Raw genomic sequence first — 21,565 nt, forward strand, 5'->3', positions numbered from 1 at the left:
GGTGCTGCTCCACCTGGACGTCTCGGCCATGATGGGCTACACCGGGGCCCTCTACAAGAGCATCTTCGGCAGCGGCTGGGGGGTGGGCCTGGCCTTCGTGGTGCTCCTGCTCTGGGTGCTCGTGCCCCTGCTGGCCTCCCGAAAGGTATTCCAGACAAGGGATTTGTAATCCAGATATAGACACTACTTAGCTGATATACCTACTATAAAAAATCCCCGCCTTGTGAAAGGCGGGGATTTTTTGTGTTATCCGTGTTACTGTTGATTTGTAGTAGTCGGAGTCGTTACGGTGTCTACTTCAAAAGCCGCTGTATCGCCCTGCATGTCCAATTGCGGGCTTATTTCTTCGCCAGATCCGATCTCTACGCTCTCATCCATTGTTTCGGTGTTTCGGGTATCCGCGTCATCGGCAGTGTCGCGGGTTGTATTGTCAGAGCTGCAGGAGAAGAAGAAAATACCGGCAAAAATTATAAGTGTCTTTTTCATAGTCGTATGTTTTGGTTTGAACTTTCTAAAACGAGTTTAAAACGGCTTCGTTTCAAAGTATCGTGCTGAAAACCAATTACAAATGCGGATAAAACACAAAAAAACCGCCCTGTTCATGACCTTAGTCAGACGAACAGGGCGGTTTTGCATGCAGGAAATTCTTAGCTACACATTATCGGTCGCATACCACTCTGCAAAGGACTTTTCCGTTTCCCAGAGCTTGAGGCTATGCAATTCCACGTGACTTGGCAACAAGTGGCGTAGCCGCTGTTTGAAATCGATCAGCATGTTCTCGCAGGTTGGTTGAAAAGGCGTGAGCACCAGTTTATGATCCAGGTGGCGCAGCGCCTCCACCAACTCCTGCGGCGCATCCTGCCGTAGCAAAAGCGCATGGTCGATCGGGTCGATGAGGGTTTCCTGCACGATCTTTTTCAGGTCTTTGAAATCCATCACCATCCCATCGTTCGGGTGGGTCTCGCTCACGATCGGCGTGCCGGTAATAGTCACTTCCAGCCGGTAAGAATGCCCGTGAATGTTGCGGCAGCCACCCTTGTAGTTCTGCAGGGCGTGCGCGGCTTCAAACGTGAACAGGCGGGTTAATCGTATTCTACTCATGTCCTGTTAGATCTTCTGATTCGCTAATTGCAGCTGGTCTTCGGCCTCCAGTAATTCATCCAGCATGAGTACGCGCTTCTCGAGTTGATCTTTGAAAAGCGTTGGCACCAGTTCTTTGTAATAAGCGATGCCTTGCTGCAGGTTCTGCCAGAAACTCTGCAGGTATTTCTCCTGCTTATCGGTCATGGTTTCCTGCAGTTCGGCCTTCTTGTTTTTCCAGTACTGCACGTACATGTTGAGCTCGTTCACAAACACATGTGGACGGTAGGTGTTGTTGAGCACATTCACACGACCGTAGATATGGTCGACCATTTCCTGCAGTTTGAAGATGTTGGAAAAGTAAGCCAGGTTTGGTCCCGGGCAAATAGCGACAGGGCGCGACGCAACGGTCTTGCGGCTGATACCAAACTTCACCAGCGCGGTGTTGGCCAATCCCTCACAGAGACATTCTTTTTCAAGCACTTTTGCTTCTGCCGCTTTATACTCTGCTTCTGGCATACCCATACCTTGTAGCTCCACCAGTTTGTTGCGCTGGTACTTGCGGGAGGCGGTGCAGATAGGTTCTTTGGTGAACTCGGTGTTGGACACCAGGTGCTTCTTTTCGCAAGGACTACCCGGCTTGCCACGCTCGATGCGCGCCAGCGTTAGCGCCTCGGAACTGGTACCGCGAAGGGAGTTGAACGGCACGCCAAGAGGGGAGATCGGACTCAGGTATAGGTCCTCTTTTTTCGCACGCGCCAGCTTTTCCATGGTTTCCGCATCGACCGTAGTGGCTTCGGGAACGAGCAGAAATGGCGTACCCCATCCGGCGGCGTCCATGCCGTAGTGCTCCAGCAAAAACTCGTGCTCGTCTGATGTGCCGATACCACCCTGTACCGTGATGTGCATGGTAGGCGCAGTTTCAGGTACAGCGTAGCCTTTGGCCGCGAGGTTGTTGCTGAACAAGGTATAGAGTTCTTCCTGCATCGCCTGACGGTTTTGCTTGAATTCCTCCAGGATCGGGCCGAGCAGATAGCCATCGGTAGCAAAGGCGTGTCCGCCGCAGTTCAGACCCGACTCAATGCGGAATTCCGACACCCAAATGCCTTTTTTTGCAAGTATCTTGCCCTGCACAAAAGCCGAGCGGTAGTCACTCACTTTGATCACCACTTGCTTTTGCAGGTAGCCGTTTTCGTTAGGGAAGAAGCACGGGAACTGCTCCAGGTAACTGTAAAGGCGCATGTTCATACCTGCTGAGAAAATCACCGAGGCATGTACCGTGCTTTTGGCAAAACCACGCAGTGCGGCCAGTGCGTCAGAGTACTCCGATGGCAGCGGGTTGCCGTCTTTGTCGTAATTGGTTTTGTCGAGCTTCGTCATGATGTTCACATCAATGCTTCCGGGCACCACAGCCTGTCGCAACTCATCCTGCATAATCTTCTTCAGCTCCGGATTGCTGGTCTGCAGCATTTTTCTGTACATCGCTTTTAATGGGGCATTGTCAGGCAGCAACAGAAAATACTTGGTCAGACGCGACTCCGAATCGAAGGGCTCTTTTTTCAGCGCCTCTACCTGGAGTTTCACAATGCGGTCGGCCAGGTTCAGATAAGCTGTTATGCGACGGGCGCGGTAGTCCTCCTCTTTCTGTGTGATCGGCGTAAATGGCTCCTGGTATACCTGGCTGTAATATTCACGCATCTGCTCAATCAGCGTGTCGTCGCTGAGCGAGACAACCGAAGAAATACCATACTGCGCCACTTTCATAGGCGAGTCGATGGAAAAGGCCAGACCCATTACCGGGATGTGGAAGGTGTGCGGTGTGTTTTTGATCATGAATGAAAATGCTGTATCGGGTTGATTTTGTTTTTACTTTATGTCCTTTCTGTCATTTCGACCGAAGGGAGAAATCTGGAGTTTTAATATTGTTGCTTTCCTAAATAACCTGCCCCTGTCCCTCTGAGGTGGGGATTTCCTCGCTGAGATTGGTCATCCCCCTGCCCCCTTCAAAGGGGGACTTTGGGTATTGCCAATCGACAGGTATAAGCTTCATAGTGTTTGTTTACTAAGACTTAAGCTGCCTCGACACACCCCTGCCCCTCTCTCTAAAGAGGGCACCTACCCCCAGAGGGGAATACTTGTGCAAAGAAGTCCCCCTTTGAAGGGGGCAGGGGGATGACAATTGTTCCCCAATTCCCCTCCTCGGAGGGGTAAGTTAATTATCCACGTGAGGTTACAATCCCCTCCGTTTTATCTCTGCCTCCAGCAAGCTCAACTCCCTGCCCATTTGCCCGGCAATAGAGGTGTTTTCTTCTGCCCGACGAATCATGTAAGGCAGGGTGGTGGCCACATCTCCGTAAGGCAGGTATTTGGAGGCGTTGAAACCGGCGCTGGCCAGGTTGTAAGTCAGGTTGTCGCTCATGCCGTAGAGTTGCGAAAAGTGTATGCGCTTGTGGTGATCGGCTATTCCCTGGCGGTTGATCTGGTTAACGAGGTAGCGCGTGCTGGCCTCGTTGTGCGTGGCAGCGCAAAGCTCCACGCGGTGCAGGTTGTGCAGACAGATGTCAATGGCCCCGTCGAAGCTACGGTCGGTGTCCGCTTTGATGTGGAAGACCGGACTCGGATAGCCATATTCTGCAGCGCGCTCCTGCTCTTTCTCGATATAAGCGCCGCGCACTATTTTTATACCTAATACCACATCGTAGCCTTCACTTCTTTTGAGCAAATCGGTGAGGTAGGCAATGCGGTCGGTGCGGTACATTTGCAGCGTGTTGAACACCACGGCACGGCGCTCGTTGTAGCGCAGCATCATCTTTTCGGCCAATTCGTCCATGGGTTGCTGCAGCCAGCTTTCTTCGGCGTCAATGTATACCGTAATATTGGCTTCGTAGGCTGCTTTGCAGATCAGGTTCAGGCGATTTTCTGTGCGCTGAAAAGAAGCTTGTTCTTCTTGTGACAGTGTTTCGCCTTCCTGCAGTTTTTGGAAAATATCACGAGAGCCTATACCTGTCAGTTTCACGCTGATGTAGGGAATGTCGCCCGTTACTTTTGCCAGCCGGATGTTACGCATGATCTCGTCGAGCACATGGTCGAAACCAGCTTCGTCTTCCTTGGCTTCGGCGGCGTAGTCGAGCACGGTGTATACCCTGGCGTTGGCCATGCGGCGGATGGCCCGCTGGGCCTGCTGTGCCGTTTCGCCCCCGCAGAAGTGACTGTAGATCGTTTTCTTGACCAGACCCTTGATCGGGAGCCCCAGTTTAAGGGCCCATACCGTGGCCACGCCGCCCAGTTTTACCAAAGTAGGTTTGCCCATCATCCTGAAAAGAAAATGGGCGAGTTTAAGCTCCCTGTCCGTCTTGTTGCTGAATGCAATTTTAAGGTCGTTGGGGTTGAAAGTACTAGTCGGTTGGATGGTAGTCGTACTCATGTAGGTTGCAATTCTTTGGATGTATGTATTCTAATTTAGGTATACCATTTTATCTGGTCAGTTAGGTGCGGCGTATAGTCGACTCCTATACCTGGCGCAGATACCAACCTGAGCGCATGGGCTACCAAATATCCGGTGCAGCATGGCTAATAAATTTGAGTTTAGATGAAGGCACAAGTTACCGCTGTAACCACACCCCGGAAATGAGGATAGTTAGTCTAAATAATGACATAGATCATTTTCTCTGTATTTGTTTTTACATCTCAATCAATGTTTGTTAAATATTGTATGTGAGTGACTTAAGTCATTTTGTTAACAAGGGGAAATTGATAGACTTGCATAAAATTTTAACCACACGCCATATGAACACCCCCGACATACTTACCCCAGAGCTGATCAACCCGCTGACCTATCAAAGCTTCAAAAAACTGGTAGATGAGCTTGTGACTGATAACCTAACCACAGGTCCGGACCAGACTGAAGAGCGCATTGCCTTTACCAAGCTCAACCAGCAACGCATGAAGCGTGTGGAGAAGCAATTCAAAATGGATCCGGAGCTATTAGCATCCCTGCAGCAGCCGCGCCCTGAGTGGCATTGGGTGGTGCTGGTAGAATCGTGGTGCGGGGATGGGGCGCAGCAATTGCCGGCCCTTGCCGCCATCGCCGACGCCGTGCCGACCATCGAACTGACGGTGATCCTACGTGATGAAAACCCGGCCTGGATGGACACATGCCTGACCAACGGCAGCCGCGCTATACCCAAGCTGATCTGTCTGAACGCCGATACAAATGAGCGTCTTTTCACATGGGGACCATGGCCACTGGCGATTCTCGAGCAGGTTTTGCAGTTAAAGGAGAAAAACCCGAACGCAACGAAAGAGGAAGTCCATACGCTGGTGCATACCCTGTATGCAAAAGATCGAAGCCAATCGCTGCAGCAGGATCTGCTACGTTTGGCACAAAGCGTTATACCTGTTCAGGAAAAAGAGGAGGGGCTAGTAGCATGAAGTTAGTTATCATCGCGATTTTCCTGGCCAGTTTAACCTCTATGTGCGGAACCGAGCGTGACCTGGAGACAAAACATACCGAAGTGATTCACGGAGAGCAGGCCCTGGCCCTGAACGGCACCGAGCGCTGGAAAGCCGACGAGCCGACTAACCGCCACATCGCACAGTTACAAGGTATGCTGCAAGAGTTCAACGCGCAGGCCGAGAACAACTCGGCAGCGGCTTACAACGATCTGGGGACTTCGATGAAAGCGGAAATGCAGGAGCTTTTCAAAGACTGCCGCATGAAGGGTCCGGCCCACGACATGCTGCACGTATACCTGATGCCGCTGGTGGAGGACGTGAATCTGTTGGCTGAGAAAGATGAGCACCAGTCTGAAGCAGCTTTCGCGCGTGTAAGTGAACGGCTGAAAGAATATAATCAGTACTTTGAGTAAACGATGACAGAAGTCAGAGAAAGACTGCAGCAAGTATCACAAACTGGACAGGACACACTGGTGCGGGCACGCATCGCGTTGGGGTATTTTGTGCTGGTGGCGGTGCTGGGCCTTTTTCTGCGCTGGCTGATGGTGTCGCCAGTTGATGGCGTCAACTTTAAAAACTTCCTGCACGCGCACTCGCATGTAGCCTTGCTGGGCTGGCTCTACTGTGCTTTTTTCGCGGGCTTGCTCTACATTTTTCCAGCCGTGACGGGCGCGGCACGCAAGTCGTTCAGGCGGCAGTTTTTCCTGACGCAGGTATCGGTGCTGGGCATGCTGTTTACCTTTCCGGTACAGGGCTATGCGCTGTTCTCCATCATCTTCTCAACGATGCACATCTTGCTCAGCTACTGGTTTGCCCGCAGCTACTGGCAGCATGTGCAGCGCAACGTCGACACCGGCACGCACGCCACTTCCCTGAAGTACATCGGGACGGCCTTGCTGTTTATGGTGGTGTCTTCCATCGGTCCGTGGGCCATGGGGCCGATTATGGCGAAGGGCACCATTGGCGGCGAACTCTACTACTCGGCCATTTATTTCTACCTGCACTTCCAGTACAACGGCTGGTTTACCTTTGCCGTGCTCGGGCTTTTGTTCTGGTTTCTGGAGCACCACCAGATATACCTCAACCGCAAATGGGCCATGCGGGCTTTCTGGTGGCTGGCTTTGGCCTGTCTGCCGGCCTATGCGCTCTCGGTGCTGTGGACCAAACCTGCGGACTGGGTATACGCCATCGGGTATGTGTCGGTGGCGATGCAACTGGCGGGCTTGTTATACCTGATAAAAGTGCTGCGGCAGGTATGGGCGGAAGCAGTGCTTTTGCTCAAGCCCTGGGTACGTGTTTTGGTAGGTATGGCACTGGTATTTTTCGTGCTGAAACTGGCTTTGCAAACCACTTCTGCCTTTCCGTATATGGCGGATCTGGCTTATAAACTCCGTTACTTCATCATCGGCTATCTGCACCTGTCGCTACTCGGTTTTGTGTCGCTGTTTGTGCTGGGCTTTCTGTTGCTGCAAGGGCTCTACCGGCTCGGCAGGTATGGAGGTATCGGACTAACGCTTTTTCTGGCAGGCTTCTTCGCCACGGAAATGCTTATGTTCGGGCAAGGCTTCTTGCACTGGCTCGGGCTGACGGCTTTGCCGAGTTTCAACTGGCTGATGTTCTGGGCAAGTGTGCCCATGCCGCTGGGCTTGGGGCTGTTCTTTTTGGGGCAGCGGGGGTTAAAGGTGAGTGGGGTGGGAAGGTTGTCTGAATCAGGATTTACAGGAATTTAGGATTGGCAGGATTGGGAATGTTGGTAGGCTGTGGACTAAGTCGCAAGTCTAGTGTCAGCGTAAATAGCAATTTAACTTCATGAAGCTATTCTGAAGATACTTGTTACTTGCATCAGTTTTGCCGCGTATGCCAGACAGGCAAGAAAATCCTCTTCCTCTAAATCAGGGTAATCTTCGAGAAGTTCTTTTATAGTCATACCCGAAGCCAAAAGCTCCAGCATGTTGTAAACAGGGTACCGTAACCCTCGAATAGTGGGTTTGCCGTTGCAAATGCTGGGGTCTATTGTTATTCTGTTTATCAGTTCTTCCTGCATACCCTATTTAACTTTTAATAATCAGAAATAGCTGAAAATCTATTCAGTATCACGATTATGTTATAGCCATTTTGAATAGCGTTTTCTCACTTCTTCGTGGGGCGTTACGTTTCCTTTATCGGCGTCTTCCAAACCCTTATCAATAGCTTCTTTTTCTGCCATGGATAACTCGTCACAACATTCCTCTTTCGAGGACTGGGTTTCTTCCAACATTTCACTCACGATAAACAGCTGGGCGTTCTCTTCATATTTGTTGCGGCTCTCTATCCCGATTTTACCGTGCTCCCTTTCAGTCACCTCATCAAATGTTTTGATTCTTTTATAATCAGTCATGGCTGTTTACTTATGTTGTTTCCTATTCAATGGCGACCCTTGCCGTTTTAGAGAGCTGTTCATCACCAGATGGGTTGGCTGTGCTTACGGCATATATTCCTTGAAATCATCAAGCGGTGCATCAAAGCCGGGAGCCATCTTGAATTGCCCTTTTGCATAGCCGAATGTAGGCTTGTTCGCTTTAACGGCTTTCTTTTTCTTGCTTAATAGGAAGTCAACAAAATCATTCACTTCCGCCTTGAACGCTGGTGGAAGCGTACTAAGTTTTGTATAGAGTGGTATTTCTGTCATAGCTAATGGAATAGGTTGCTACTCTAAATTTACGAATTAAGTAAATTTTATATTAGACCAAGGTCTTTTAATTTTTTCAAATAGCTTTCATGTGAATTGATTCCACTAGCTTCTTCCGCAGATAATGGCTTTTCCGAAACTTCTTTTGTCGCTAAATAACCTAACAAAGCATTTTCAGAGCCTAAAATAAATCTCTCTGAATTACAAAATTGTTGGTAGTTCGAAGTTAGTTTTTCGGTAAAGCACATTATTCCGCTTGAATTGCGTCTGACTATATTATGCTTTGTGTCTTCCTCTGCGTAAGGCATTAACATAAGCAAATGTTGACTATCTAAAGGCAGCTTTAAAGTATTCTCTGGGTCAAATGGTGCTACATGACCTTTTTTAGAGTTTGAAAAGATTACAGGATTGTCACTAGTTATGAACTCACTTTTGCCATCTACTAACTTTGAAACAAATATTCCATCCCTTTCAGTCCTTAACTTAATTAGACGCAATGCTACTTTTAATTGTGTAAGTACTTGTGCAGGACGACTTTCAGATTTGTTTTCTTTCTTTAGTTGCTCTAAAGTTTTTCCTTTGATTGATATCTTTTCATTTTCAAATATGTAAAAGTCTTTTCCTGTCTGCTGACATAATAAAAAAATACTTTCTAGCGCCCTGTCTGTTAATTCATTGTGGAGGTTAATCCACTTTGTAGTCCGATAAAGCATTGTTACAACCGTAGAAATAATAAGTTCTCTTTCGCTGTCTGTCAATACTTTCTTATCAGGGTTTATTAGTATTTTATAAATCTGATTGTAATGTGTTTCAAAATTGTCTGAATAAAATCTTTCAAGCAGCATTCGTTCTTCTGCCGTATTTCCTGGTAAAGTATACAGATCTTTTTGGAGGCATACATTTGTTACATTTAATTCAAGCATTTTGTCGGGTTGACAAATTTCTTTTTGGACAGCTTTTATAAAGTATTCCCCTGAGCGCTCATGACTAAAATGTTTTAGGTATGTTCTAGGTACATAATGTTGGCGCTTTACTTCATTGTTAGACATTTAATCTGTTATTTCTTATGGTATTAATATATATTTAGCACTGTTATGCTAATTCACTATATATGCTAAGATAGTTTGGACGGAATATTAAGTATTCCTTAAATTTAAAAAAACTCCATCAGCACTGAATTTATCTAATATAGGTATTTTGATTTAAACAAGTTATCGCCTTTTCCAAAAAAAACAGGAGCGTCTAGCTATAGGCGCTCCTGTTTCACTTTCACTTAATTCACTCATCTACACCCCAAACTATTCTCGCATTTCAGGTACTCTAAATTAAGCTCCTCAATCATCTAAAGATCATTAATTACATAGCTCCTTAATTTTTATCAAAGCATCTTCATGTCCAAGCTCTGCGGCCTTTTTTAGTTGCTCACAAGCCTTAGTAGAATTGCCTTGTTGTCCTAAAATCATACCTTTAGTAAAGTAAGATTCGGAAGACTCACTATTAAGTTTTATAGAGTAGTCTAAGTCAGATAGACCTCCTTTAATATCTCCTAATTCAGCCTTGACTCTACCCCTAAGGTAATAGATGGCAAAGTCACCTTGGCCAGTCTCAATTATTTTATTATAATCTTGTAGTGCTCCGCTATTGTCCATTAAATCAAACTGTTTAACAGTGCCTCGATTATAATAGTAATTAGGCATACTAGGGTCTAATTCTATGGCTTTATCAAAATCTTTAACAGCTCCTTTGAAATCAGATAAATCAACTTTGCATAATCCTCTTCTAAAGTATGCATCAGGGCTATCTTTCACTGACGTTAGAAAAACATTAAAGTCTTCTAACGCTCCTTTAGAATCATTTTTAGCATCAGCTTTAACCATACCTCGATAGTAATAAGCTATGGTGTATTTGCTATCTAACTCTAGACATTTATTTAAATACTCTAGAGCTTTATTAAATTTATCTTTGCTGACTTTTTCATTATCCCTTGTTTGATCTCCTTCTGACGCATAAGACCAGCCAACCATATAATAGGCACCCGCATTATCTATTTCATTTTCAATAGCTTTCTTGAAATCAGAAATTAAACCTGGATAATCATTTAATTTTTCTCTCGATAAGCCCCTGAAATAATAAGCATATGCATGATAAGGATCAGATTTTAGAAATTTATCATAATCTGGAATTGCGTCAGAAAAATTATTAGTACTGTACTTAGAGTTACCTCTTTCATAATATGCTTCATAGCATTTGCTATCAATTGATAATGCAGAATCAAAATCCTTAATTGCGCTAAAATGATCGCTATAAGCTTTAGCTTTCAATTTTCCTCTGGTAACAAAAGCATATTGGTTATTCGAATTGAGCTCTATCGACTTATTTAAATTGTTTAGAGCCTTAGAGTAATAATCGTTACTAATTTTATTATCCCCTTCGTTTTCATAGCCTTTTCTTGCATAATATATTCCAAGGTTATAATAGGCGAAATCATAATAGGGGTCTATTTGTAATGCTTTCGTATAATCATTAAGGGCCCCTTTATCATCACTTAATCTAGCTTTTGATATACCTCGATTAGTATAGGAAGAAACGTTAGTAGGATCAAGTTCTATAGCCTTAGTATAGTCTGCTAGTGCTCCAGGTTCATCTCTCATTAACGACTTTACAATTGCTCTTCTCTCAAATGCAATACTATTTTTCGGATTAAATGCTATAGCATTATTAAAGTTAACGATTGCTATTTCGTAAGCTTGATTATCCATTGCTTTTATACCTAATGAAAGGTAATTCTCAAAAGTTGGACCATCATCAATGCCGTTTATCTTTTGTTGGGATTTAGCTTTTTGATACCCTTTCGCTATTGCATCTAGGCGTTTCTTTCTATTAGGGTGTGTAGAATAAGTGTCATCATGATCAGTAGAGGCTTTGTTGATAGCTGCCTGAGCTTGCTCTAAAGTAGCCCCCATTTTAAATAATATAAAGCCTGAAAATTCATCTGCTTCAAGTTCCTTAATACGATGATCATGCAAATCTTTAGATCCAATTAGCGTATGACCAGATAAATGGTGACCGATTTCGTGTGCTAATATGCTCGTGCTTGACCAGTTTGTTGTTGACTGATCAATTTGTTTCATAAACTCATTGTCATATACAATATATCTAATGCCATCAGACGGAGTTATAGCAATGGCATTATTAATTTTGGGACATGAAACTAATACGAAGTTTCTAGGTAGACCAAGAGGGGCTAAGATTTTATCAACTGCATTTTCTGCGCTCTTATTTGGCAGAATTGCACTACTCTGAAAATAATTGCAAAGCGCATCAGCGTTAGTATTGGTAGTATATCCGCAGAAGAAAATATTTTCATGTTTTCTCTGAGCATCAACACGAAAAGCTAAGATGATAAAAATAATTAGAAGTAATAGATTTGCTTTCATAACATAAATTCCCATGAATAAAGTATTCAAATGTATGAATAATATTAGATATTATTAGGTTCAATTCTATTAAGAATTGAACCTAATAAGAGAATGCTATCTTCCTAAAAAAATGGATTGAAAAAAACAGGAGCGCCCATCCCCAGACGCTCCTGTTTCATTTCCACTAATCTCCCTCAACTACACCCCAAACTATTCCCGCAGTTTAGGCATTTGTAGCATGTGCCCGAGCGGATGGTGATGTGGCCGCAGACGTTGCAGATGGGGGCGTCGCCCATCATGCTGGCCAGCACTTGCTGGGTCTGTTCCATCAGCACGGTGCGGCTCTGCGACACCAGAGTATAGCCATTGGCTTTCACGTCGGTGGCGGGCTCGGGCTGCGCCGCTGGCTTGGTTACGGCAGGTATAGCCGCAGCAAGGGGCGGGGCGGGGACTTCCGTTTTCTCGTTCGGCACATGCACGAGGTCTTCGCGCTTCAGGTACTCGTAGCCGAGGAGGCGGAAGAGGTAGTCGAAGACCGAGGTGGCCGACTTGATGTTGGGGTGCTCCACACGGCCCGCTGGCTCGAAACGGGTAAACGTAAAACGGTTCACAAACTCCTCCAGCGGCACGCCATACTGCAGGCCCAGCGACACCGAAATGGCGAAACAGTTGAGGATGGAGCGGAACGAGGCGCCCTCCTTGTACATATCGATGAACACTTCGCCCAGCTCGCCGTTCGGGTACTCGCCCGTGCGGATGTACACGGTGTGGCCGTCAATCTTGGCTTTCTGGGTGAAACCGCTGCGTTTGTCGGGCAGTTTGCGGCGCTCCACCATGTGGGCCAGTTGCTTGCGAAACGGCTCGTTGGCGGCGTCTTCCAGAATGGCTTTGGCCGCCTGCAACACCTGTTCGGCGCTAATGCTGTTGTCGGTCTGCGGCGCTTCCGCGTCGGGTGCTTCGTTGGTTTCGGCTTTCTTGCTGCCCGAGGAGAGCGGCTGCGAAAGCTTGCTGCCGTCGCGGTAAATCGAACAGGCTTTCAGGCCCAGCTCCCACGACAGGAGGTAGCAACGGGCCACTTCCTCGCGGGTGGTTTCGTTGGGCAGGTTGATGGTCTTGGAGATGGCCCCCGAGATGAACGGCTGCACGGCGGCCATCATCTGGATGTGGCCTTCGGGCTTGATGAAGCGCTTGCCTTTGTGTCCGCAACGGTTAGCGCAGTCAAACACCGGGTAATGTTCTTCGCGCAGGTATGGCGCGCCTTCGGTGGTCATGGTACCACAGATGTAATCGCTGGCTTCTTCTATCTGTTGGTAGGTATAGCCCAGGGCGCGCAACAGGTTGAAATCAGGCAGGTTGTAGAGCTCGGGCACAAAGCCCAGCCGCTGTAGACAAGCTTCTCCCAGATTGTAAACACTGAACATCGAGGCCACATCGTAAGCCGTCAACAGGCCCGCTTCCAGTTGCTGGATTTCTTCTGGTGTGAAGCCGGCACTAGCCAGTGAGGTCTCGTTGATGTGCGGAGCGCCCTTGAACGTCGCGTGGCCTTTGGCGTAGTTCACGATGGCCTGCATTTCGGCTTCGGTATAGCCCAGTTTGCGCAGCGCGGCAGGTATAGACTGATTGATGATTTTGAAATAACCGCCACCCGCCAGCTTCTTATACTTCACCAGCGCAAAGTCCGGCTCCACGCCTGTCGTGTCGCAGTCCATCAGCAAACCAATGGTGCCCGTCGGGGCGATGACCGTGGCCTGTGCGTTGCGGTAGCCGTGCTTCTGGCCCAGTTCCAAGGCTTCGTCCCAAGCAGCGCAGGCAGCCTGGTGCAGGTAATCGGGGCAAAGGGCAGGGTCAAGCGGCTGCGCAGGTATAGACAAACCTTTATACGCTTCGGGGGTGTTGTGCGCGGCCGCACGATGGTTGCGGATGACGCGCAGCATGGCTTCTTTGTTCAGTTTATACTTCGGAAAAGCACCCAGTTCAGCGGCCATCTCGGCAGAAGTCGCGTAGGAGGTACCTGTCATAATCGCGGTGAGCGCGGCGGCTACGGTGCGGGCTTCGTCGCTGTCATAGGCCAGTCCCTGCACCATCAGCAAAGCGCCGAGGTTGGCATAGCCGAGGCCAATGGTGCGGTAATCGTAGGAGCGCTGCGCCACTTCTTCGGAGGGGAACTGCGCCATCAGCACCGAAATCTCCAGCACCATGGTCCAGAGGCGGCAGGCGTGGCGGTAGGCTTCCACATCAAAGGTCTGCGTCGCTTCATCAAAGAAGCGAATCAGGTTAAGCGAGGCGAGGTTGCAGGCCGTGTTGTCGAGGAACATGTACTCCGAGCACGGGTTCGAGGCGCGGATAGGCCCTTCGGCGGGGCAGGTATGCCACTCGTTAATCGTCGTATCAAACTGCAGTCCCGGGTCGGCACAAGACCATGCAGCGTCGGCAATAGTATCCCACAACTCGCGGGCAGGTATGGACTTCAGCACCTTGCCAGTGGAGCGGGCACGCAGGTGCCAGGGTTCGTTATTTTTCAGCGCCTTAAAAAAGGAGTTCGGTACCCGCACCGAGTTGTTCGAGTTCTGGCCCGAAACGGTCTGGTAGGCTTCGCCGTTGTAGTCCGCCGGGTAGCCCGCCGCAATCAGGGCCGCCACTTTTTTCTCTTCTTCTTTTTTCCAGTTGATGAACTCCACAATCTCGGGGTGGTCCAGGTCGAGGCACACCATTTTAGCCGCTCGCCGCGTTGTGCCGCCTGACTTAATCGCCCCCGCCGCACGGTCGCCTATCTTCAGGAAAGACATCAACCCCGAGGAGCTGCCACCACCGCCCAGCGCTTCGTCTTTGCCCCGGATGTTCGAAAAATTGGTGCCCACACCGGAGCCATACTTAAATATGCGGGCTTCCTGCACCCACAGGTCCATAATACCGCCTTTGTTCACGAGGTCATCGTCCACAGCCAGTATAAAACAGGCATGCGGCTGCGGACGCTCGTAGGCCGACGTCGACTCCTGCAGGGTTTCGGTTGCGGGGTCTATATAATAGTGTCCCTGTGCCTTGCCTTTTAGTTTATAGGAAGAGTAGAGGCCCGTGTTGAACCACTGCGGCGAGTTGGGCGCGGCATACTGCCCGAGGAGCATGTACACCAGTTCGTCGTAGAAAGCCTGCGCGTCTTCCTTTGTCTTAAAATAGCCATTCCCCTCACCCCAACTTCTCCAGCAATCCGCCAGCCGGTGCACCACCTGCTTCACTGATTTTTCTGATCCCGTACTGCCATCCGGCTGCGGCACACCTGCCCTGCGCAGGTACTTCTGCGCCAGGATATCCGTCGCGATCTGCGACCAGTTCGCAGGCACTTCCACGTCCTTTATCTCAGCCACGATCGCACCGGTGGGGTCGCGGATGGTGGAGGACCGTTTTTCATAGTCAGACAAGGTATAGGCGCTCTCACCTTGCCGGGTAAAATAACGGGGGATGGGGAGCCCACCGCTTTTTGCTTTCTCTTTTTTCATAAAATGGCTTTTGATTTAATGGTGTGATTATCAGTACTTTAATATATGTCTGGAGCCTTAGCATTTGATATCATAAATATATCAGAAAAAATTTAAGAAAAAAAGACCTTTTTATCTTTTATTTTGTTGTGCTAGTGTATACTTTTACATCGGCAATCATTTACAACCAATTAGTCAACTAAAAAAACACCATGGAAACCATAGAAAAATTAGACGTAACTGTACTGGAACCACGCATGAAGCACCCGACCATTTTCCAATGGTTTGACAACCTGAATGGCGGCGAAGCTTTCGTGATTCACAACGACCATGACCCGAAGCCACTGTACTACCAACTGCTGGGCGAGCGCGGCAATACCTTTAAGTGGGAGTACCTGTTGCAGGGCCCGGAGATCTGGGAAGTTAAGATCCAAAAACTGACACAAGAAGAAGGAGAGAGTGTAGGTGAATTAGTAGCCAAAGACTATCGCAAAGCACAGGTGTTCAAAAAATACGGCATTGACTTTTGCTGCGGCGGCAAGAAATCGCTGAAGCAGGTGTGCGAAGAAAAAGGCATTAACCCCGAAGTAGTAGAGAACGAACTCAACGCTATACCTGAAACAGGCAGCGCCTCTACACGCGGCAACGAATACGAGAAATGGGACCTGGGCTTCCTGGGCGACTACATCGTGAACATGCACCACAGCTATGTGCGTGAGGCCATCCCGACGCTCTATGAATATACAACCAAAGTAGCCCGTGTGCACGGCAGCCGTCACCCGGAAGTGATTGAAGTGGCCAAGCACTTTGTGAACATCGCCAATGAACTGGAGGCCCACATGCCGAAAGAAGAGCGCGTGTTGTTCCCATTCATCAAGCAAATGGCAGAAGCCAAGAAAAACGGTGTGAAGATAGACCGTCCGGCCTTCGGCAGCATCCAGAACCCGATCAACATGATGGAGATGGAGCACGAGGCAGCTGGCGGCGAACTGGAAGCCATCCGCAGACTCACCGACGACTATACCTTGCCAGCCGACGCCTGCGCTACGTATAGAGTAATGTTCTCGAAACTGCAAGAGTTCGAAGAAGACCTGCACCGCCACATCCACCTCGAGAACAACGTGCTGTTCGTGAAAGCGGTGGAGCTAGAGAAAGAAGTGCTGAATTAGTTGTCTGAATCAGGATTTTCAGGATTTTTAAAGGGGGCCCCAACCCCCAGGATTGACAGGATTTATTTATCAGAATAAGTGCTGTCCTATCAGAGGAGAAAGTCCCCCTTTGAAGGCAGGGTCGTTTCATTCTAAGAAAACACGCTCAAACTTACTGTCATTCTGTTAAGAAACTTGGTCGAAGGGAGGTTAAGCCAATACTATTTGCTACCAAGATCCTTCCAGGATGACAAAAAAAGTAGAATGAAACGACCCTGCTTTGAAGGGGGTAGGGGGATGACAGTCGTTCCCCACTCTTCCCCTGAAAACCTTCAGCAAAAATAAACCGCAACGGGCAAAGCCCACTACAACTATGACAACTTTAACAAAACCAAGGCCACTGAAACGTGACAAGAGCCTTGTGCCGCTCTCACGGGAGCACCACTTCGGGCTGCTCTTTTGCTGGAAACTGAAGCAAGGTATGGCCAACGGCACTTCCTTTGAGATCATGCGTCAGTATATCCAGTATTTCTGGAAAAATATCCTGAAAGCGCACTGCAAGGAGGAGGAAGTGATTGTGAAAAGGCTTTTGCCCAAAGATGATGTGAACTCTATCAGGCTGCACGAAGAACACCAGTTGATCGAAGCGATCATCGGGCTGATCAAAGAGCAAAAGAATCTGAATACCTCGCTGATCGCAACATTGCAACAGGACCTAACCGACCACATCCGCTGGGAAGAGCGGGAGCTGTTCCCATACCTCCAAACGGTGGCCGACCCAGAGGAGTTAGCCGATGTGGGCAGACTGTTGGAGCATGACCTGCAGGAGCCGAAAGACGAGTATGAACCTGCTTTCTGGGAAAACAAAAAAGCAGCCTAACCATGGAGCTTTCTGCCACTACCCGAATATCCACTATTCTGCGGGAAAACCCTGCGGCAATCGAGGCCATCGTGTCGATCAACAAGCACTTTGAGAAGCTGCGGAACCCCGTACTGCGCAAGGTGCTGGCGTCGCGCGTGACCATTGCCGATGCCGCCCGCATTGGCAAGTGCCGGGTGGAGGACTTTTATGAAAAGCTCGAACCGCTGGGCTTCAGCGTCGCATCAAAACCTACTCACAACAAAAGGGCTATACCTATGGAAGCCGACGTTCTGGAAAGACCCGCCTTTATGGCGAACCTGAGTCAGGAAAACACCATCGTGCTGGACGTGCGCGATACGATCGCCAAAGGCGACGACCCCTTTCTTCAGATCATGGACGCGGTGAACAAGCTGAGTCCCGAACAGGTGCTCTGCATTGTGAACACCTTCGAGCCGATTCCGCTGATCGCCATCGTGCGTCCCAAAGGCTTTGAGTACTATACCGAAACGCTGGGGCCTAGCCTGGTGAAGACCTATTTCAAAAAGCAAAGCGCGGGAGAAAAGGTAGAAGTAAATCAAACTGTCAGCGAAGAGAACTTTGATGAACTGTTGGCCAGGTATAGCGGCAAGCTCCAGCCAATAGACGTGCGCCAGATGGAGATGCCACAACCGATGGTGTCCATCCTCGGGGCGCTGGAGACGCTGCCAGAAGGTGAGGCACTGTATGTGCACCACCGCAAAGTACCCCAGTTCCTGTTGCCGCAATTAACGGAGCGGGGCTTTCAAGTGAGCATAAAGGAAGTGGGGCCGAACGAGGTTTATCTGCTTATATACAGATAGACCTATTCTGGGCCAATGCTGTCTTTACGAATGACTTTTGTCATTTCGATTGGCGGGGGAAATAAGGAATTTTACAAAAAGGGGAGAGTACAAGGAACGATTGTCATCCCCCTGCCCCCTTCAAAGGGGGACTTCCTTGCACAAGTATTCCCCTCCTCGGAGGGGCGGGGGTGGGTTAATCGTGCACGAGAATCCTGCTAATCCTTTAATCCTGTAAATCCTTGGGGTAGGGGCCCTATATAAAGATTCAAACAATTAACAACCAACAATAAACAACCAAACGCATGAGCGCCGCAACGATATCCAATTCACCCTCTAAATGGCTTGTGCTGCCGCACTACGCCTTTGCGGCGGTGTCTTTTGTGGTGCTATGCCTGTTGCTGGTCTTCTCCACAGATGCTTTCGGCGGGCACTATTTCCACCCGAAACTGCTCACGCTTACCCACGTGGCGGCGCTGGGCTGGGCGACGATGATCATCTTCGGTTCGGTCTACCAACTGCTGCCTGTCGTGCTGGAGGTACGGCTCTTCAGCGAGAAACTGGGAACAGCAGCCTTTGCTTTGCTTTCGACTGGTACGATACTGCTCACCGTTTCTTTCTGGAATTTCTGGGTGGGCACCATCATGCACATAGCGGCTTGTCTGCTGTTCATATCTTTTCTGCTCTTTGCCTATAACGTCGTGCAAACCGCCCGGCAGGTGAAAAAATGGGGGATTGAGGCCGATTTTATGGTCACCTCCGTGGTTTGGCTGGTAGCGACTGGGCTGGTCGGCGTGCTGATGGTCTTCAACTTTCAGTATCCGTTTCTGCCGCAGGATCACGTGCACTACCTGCAACTGCACGCGCACATAGGTATGGCCGGCTGGTTCCTGCTGCTGATCGTGGGCGTAGGTTCCAAATTGATCCCGATGTTCCTGCTGGCGCACCCGGAAGATACCAGAAGCCTGAACTGGAGCTATTACCTGATCAATGGTGGACTCGTGCTTTTCGCGGCAGACCACTTGTTTCTACATACCGGTTTCTATGCAGTGTATGCGGCTATGGTCGTAGCAGGTATAGGCTGTTTCCTTTACTTTCTGTACCAGGCCAAATGCCTCGGTAAACGCCCTGACCTGGATTTGGGCATGAAGCAAACTTTTGTGGCCCTGGCGCTGCTGATCCTGCCGATCGTGCTGGTGTTTGGGGTGACGCTGCAGTTTGGTTTGCCGCAACGCCAGCTGTCGGCGCTATACCTAGTGTACGGACTCTCGATCTTCTTCGGCTTTGTGTCGGCACTGATACTAGGACAAACCTTTAAGACGCTTCCCTTTATTGTCTGGATGCACAGCTACGAAGACTATGTGGGTCGATTCAAGACGCCCATGCCGAAGGACCTTTATAGTGTGACGCTGCTGCGCTGGCAGAATATCGCTTATATTGTTGGGCTGGTGGCCTTGCTGGCTGGTGTGCTGCTAGCTGAACAAACCGTTATTTTGCTGGGAGCGGTGCTGTTGAGTATAGCGGCTGTGCTGTATGCGGGCAATGTGTTTAAGGTGCTGCTGCACAAGGTGAAAGACTTAAAGCCATTCGGCTACGAAAAGGCAGCAAAAGGAGCAAACTAAATGACTCAAGACAAAGAAATCGGGACTCAGAAGGCTATAAATTATGAAAACGCAGGAACAGGAAATCGTCAACGAAGCGTATGAAGCGCTCAAATACATCATCGACCCGGAGATCGGCATAAACATTGTCGACCTTGGTCTGGTATATAAAGTAACCCTGAAGGAAGAGGAGGAGAAGCTGCATATTGATTTGACGCTGACCACGCCGGGTTGCCCCATGAGTGGCACCATCACGACGGCGGCCAGGCAAATGCTGGACAAGCGCTTCCCGAACCTGGAGATTGAAGTGGAACTGGTATGGCTTCCGCCGTGGACGCCAGATATGATAAGTGAGGAAGGAATGCGACAATTAGGAAATACCTGATAGATTTGCACCCCGATTTAAGACAAGGTTATGCTTTCGAAAACAACAGAATACGCCCTGCGCTCCATCGTGTACATTGCTTTGGCTGATGAAGAAGGCAAGCGCGTGGGCATAAAAGAGATAGCCAACGAACTGGAGTTGCCTGCCCATTTCATGGGTAAGATCCTGCAGGACATGGTACGCAAAGGTGTCATTGCTTCCATCAAAGGCCCTCACGGCGGTTTTTTTCTGCACCGGCCCGCCAGTGAGATCAGCTTACTGGAGGTGATCAGCATTATAGACGGACTCGAAGCTTTCAGGAAATGTGGCATGGGCATGAAACAGTGCTCTGACACACACCCTTGTCCCCTGCACGATGAAATCAAGGTATACCGCAATCACCTGTTGCAGGTATTCCGCGAAAAAACGATACAGAGTCTGGTAGACGACGTGAAAACCGGAAAATATTTCATTAAAAACCAACCTGAAGAAATGCTGAACGGCTCCGTCCGCGGCATCGCTTAAACTATCTTAAAACATTCAATGACAGCGACCCTGACACGGGGTGCCTTCTCTGAAAAATTCAGAGCCATGCACCCTTTTGCCCAAACCGAAGAGATTGCCGCCCTGCAGGAGGTGGTAGAAGAGATCCGTGAACTGAAACGCGAGAAGAACGCGGTGATCTTGTCGCACTTCTACATGTCGCCCGAGCTGCAGGTGCACCACAAGGATGGTGGCATCGCCGACTTTGTGGGCGACTCGCTCGGCCTGAGTGTGGCCGCCAAAAGCGTAGAGGCCGACAACATCATTTTCTGTGGTGTGAAGTTCATGGCCGAAACTGCCAAGATCCTGAACCCCGCCAAGCAAGTGCTGCTGCCCAGTTTTGAGGCGGGTTGCTCGCTCGCCGAAAGCATTACGGGAGCCGATGTGCGCAAACTCAAAGCGCAGTACCCGGGGGTACCGGTGGTGGCTTACATCAACACCTACGCCGAGACCAAAGCCGAAGCCGACATCTGCTGCACCTCCCGCAACGCAATGGACATCGCCCGCTCCTTCGACTCCGACAAGCTTATTTTCCTTCCAGATCTGTTCATGGGTCGCAACCTGCAGACCCGTATCAAAGCGGAGACCGGCAAGGAGCTGATCCTGTGGGAAGGCAAATGCGAGGTGCACGAACAGTTCACGCCGCAGCGCATCAACGGACTCAAACTGATGTACCCCGAGGCGCAGGTGCTGGTGCACTGGGAAGTGCCGGACGATACGGTAGCCGACGCCCTGACCGGTGCCGGCGGCGTGGTAGGCAGCACGTCCGATATCCTCCGTTTTGTGGGTGAGAGCAAGTCTCGTCAGTTCATCCTGGGCTCGGAGTGCGACCTGGGTGCGACCTTGCGCGGCATGTATCCGGAAAAGGAATTTATTGTGCCCTGCATCAAGTGTCCTCACATGAAGCAGATCACGATACAGCGCACGCTGGAGGCTTTGCGGGCTATTGGCACCGAGTCGGAGCGCCTGTATACTGTGGACCTGGCAGAGGATATCCGTCAAAGTGCTTTGCTTCCAATTGAGCGGATGCTGGCCTTTTCTTAGGCAAGTCGACTTTAAAAATATTCAAAGGAGGGGCATTAAAATAAATAACTTTTGGATATCAGTCATTTATCATTTGAAAGCCTCCTGTCT

General features: G+C 49.2%; 20 protein-coding genes and 1 pseudogene. 11 read left to right on the forward strand and 10 right to left on the reverse strand.

Annotated features, from left to right (window positions below):
• Positions 1-169, forward strand: a pseudogene (locus tag C8E01_RS15395) (ABC transporter permease); the annotation flags it as partial.
• Positions 170-255: 86 nt separating this feature from the next.
• Here C8E01_RS15395 and C8E01_RS15400 read toward each other — a convergent pair.
• The 4 genes from C8E01_RS15400 to C8E01_RS15415 form a co-directional block, all read right to left on the reverse strand.
• Complete coding sequence (locus C8E01_RS15400) at positions 256-486, reverse strand: hypothetical protein (RefSeq protein ID WP_116544350.1); 231 nt, start codon at positions 484-486, stop codon at positions 256-258.
• Between the two features lie 165 nt (positions 487-651).
• On the reverse strand, positions 652-1,101 hold the full coding sequence (locus tag C8E01_RS15405; RefSeq protein ID WP_116544351.1) for a 6-pyruvoyl trahydropterin synthase family protein: 450 nt from the start codon (positions 1,099-1,101) through the stop codon (positions 652-654).
• Between the two features lie 6 nt (positions 1,102-1,107).
• On the reverse strand, positions 1,108-2,913 hold the full coding sequence (locus C8E01_RS15410; RefSeq protein ID WP_116544352.1) for a nitronate monooxygenase family protein: 1,806 nt from the start codon (positions 2,911-2,913) through the stop codon (positions 1,108-1,110).
• 397 nt (positions 2,914-3,310) lie between these two features.
• Positions 3,311-4,504, reverse strand: a complete 1,194-nt coding sequence (locus tag C8E01_RS15415; RefSeq protein ID WP_243409611.1) for a proline dehydrogenase family protein — start codon at positions 4,502-4,504, stop codon at positions 3,311-3,313.
• Between the two features lie 362 nt (positions 4,505-4,866).
• On the opposite strand from C8E01_RS15415, the gene C8E01_RS15420 reads away from it, so the two are divergent.
• The 3 genes from C8E01_RS15420 to C8E01_RS15430 are packed head-to-tail and all read left to right on the forward strand — an operon-like array spanning position 4,867 to position 7,265.
• Entirely contained in the window at positions 4,867-5,511 is a 645-nt protein-coding gene (locus C8E01_RS15420; RefSeq protein ID WP_116544354.1) for a thioredoxin family protein, read from the forward strand.
• Positions 5,508-5,948: a hypothetical protein gene (locus C8E01_RS15425; RefSeq protein ID WP_116544355.1), complete on the forward strand. Its 441-nt coding sequence runs from the start codon at positions 5,508-5,510 to the stop codon at positions 5,946-5,948. Before C8E01_RS15420 ends, C8E01_RS15425 begins: the two co-directional genes overlap by 4 nt.
• A 3-nt stretch (positions 5,949-5,951) precedes the next feature.
• Positions 5,952-7,265 carry a hypothetical protein gene (locus tag C8E01_RS15430; protein ID WP_116544356.1) on the forward strand — a complete coding sequence of 438 codons (1,314 nt, stop codon included), beginning with the start codon at positions 5,952-5,954 and terminating at the stop codon, positions 7,263-7,265.
• Between the two features lie 77 nt (positions 7,266-7,342).
• Here the strand turns inward: C8E01_RS15430 and C8E01_RS15435 are convergent, their stop codons facing one another.
• The 6 genes from C8E01_RS15435 to C8E01_RS15460 all read right to left on the reverse strand — a co-directional run bounded on the left by C8E01_RS15435 (position 7,343) and on the right by C8E01_RS15460 (position 15,116).
• Positions 7,343-7,579, reverse strand: coding sequence for a DUF433 domain-containing protein (locus C8E01_RS15435; protein ID WP_116544357.1), 237 nt, complete (start codon positions 7,577-7,579; stop codon positions 7,343-7,345).
• A gap of 60 nt (positions 7,580-7,639) precedes the next feature.
• Positions 7,640-7,912, reverse strand: coding sequence for a transcriptional regulator (locus tag C8E01_RS21960; protein WP_243409612.1), 273 nt, complete (start codon positions 7,910-7,912; stop codon positions 7,640-7,642).
• Between the two features lie 84 nt (positions 7,913-7,996).
• Entirely contained in the window at positions 7,997-8,203 is a 207-nt protein-coding gene (vapB, locus tag C8E01_RS15445; protein WP_116544358.1) for a type II toxin-antitoxin system VapB family antitoxin, read from the reverse strand.
• Between the two features lie 47 nt (positions 8,204-8,250).
• Positions 8,251-9,252, reverse strand: a complete 1,002-nt coding sequence (locus C8E01_RS15450; protein ID WP_116544359.1) for a DUF4238 domain-containing protein — start codon at positions 9,250-9,252, stop codon at positions 8,251-8,253.
• Positions 9,253-9,555: 303 nt separating this feature from the next.
• Positions 9,556-11,640, reverse strand: a complete 2,085-nt coding sequence (locus tag C8E01_RS15455) for a tetratricopeptide repeat protein (RefSeq protein ID WP_207774905.1) — start codon at positions 11,638-11,640, stop codon at positions 9,556-9,558.
• A gap of 176 nt (positions 11,641-11,816) precedes the next feature.
• Positions 11,817-15,116, reverse strand: coding sequence for a vitamin B12-dependent ribonucleotide reductase (locus tag C8E01_RS15460; protein WP_116544361.1), 3,300 nt, complete (start codon positions 15,114-15,116; stop codon positions 11,817-11,819).
• Between the two features lie 191 nt (positions 15,117-15,307).
• Between C8E01_RS15460 and ric the strand changes: the two genes are divergently transcribed.
• From ric to nadA, 7 genes are all read left to right on the forward strand, one after another.
• Complete coding sequence (gene ric / locus C8E01_RS15465) at positions 15,308-16,264, forward strand: iron-sulfur cluster repair di-iron protein (protein WP_116544362.1); 957 nt, start codon at positions 15,308-15,310, stop codon at positions 16,262-16,264.
• A 352-nt stretch (positions 16,265-16,616) separates the two neighbouring features.
• Positions 16,617-17,123: a hemerythrin domain-containing protein gene (locus tag C8E01_RS15470; RefSeq protein WP_116544363.1), complete on the forward strand. Its 507-nt coding sequence runs from the start codon at positions 16,617-16,619 to the stop codon at positions 17,121-17,123.
• A 2-nt stretch (positions 17,124-17,125) separates the two neighbouring features.
• A complete protein-coding gene (locus tag C8E01_RS15475) occupies positions 17,126-17,944 on the forward strand; it encodes a DUF2249 domain-containing protein (RefSeq protein WP_116544364.1) in 819 nt (272 codons plus the stop codon).
• Positions 17,945-18,228: 284 nt separating this feature from the next.
• On the forward strand, positions 18,229-19,545 hold the full coding sequence (locus tag C8E01_RS15480) for a heme-copper oxidase family protein (RefSeq protein ID WP_116544365.1): 1,317 nt from the start codon (positions 18,229-18,231) through the stop codon (positions 19,543-19,545).
• Between the two features lie 43 nt (positions 19,546-19,588).
• Positions 19,589-19,909: a metal-sulfur cluster assembly factor gene (locus C8E01_RS15485; RefSeq protein ID WP_116544366.1), complete on the forward strand. Its 321-nt coding sequence runs from the start codon at positions 19,589-19,591 to the stop codon at positions 19,907-19,909.
• 30 nt (positions 19,910-19,939) lie between these two features.
• Positions 19,940-20,413 (forward strand): RrF2 family transcriptional regulator, encoded by a 474-nt coding sequence (locus C8E01_RS15490; protein ID WP_116544367.1) that lies wholly within the window; start codon positions 19,940-19,942, stop codon positions 20,411-20,413.
• A gap of 18 nt (positions 20,414-20,431) precedes the next feature.
• Complete coding sequence (gene nadA, locus C8E01_RS15495; protein ID WP_116544368.1) at positions 20,432-21,475, forward strand: quinolinate synthase NadA; 1,044 nt, start codon at positions 20,432-20,434, stop codon at positions 21,473-21,475.
• Positions 21,476-21,565 lie beyond the last annotated feature (90 nt).

Source organism: Pontibacter virosus (assembly GCF_003096355.1).
In the GTDB taxonomy this organism is placed as follows: Bacteria; Bacteroidota; Bacteroidia; order Cytophagales; family Hymenobacteraceae; genus Pontibacter; species Pontibacter virosus.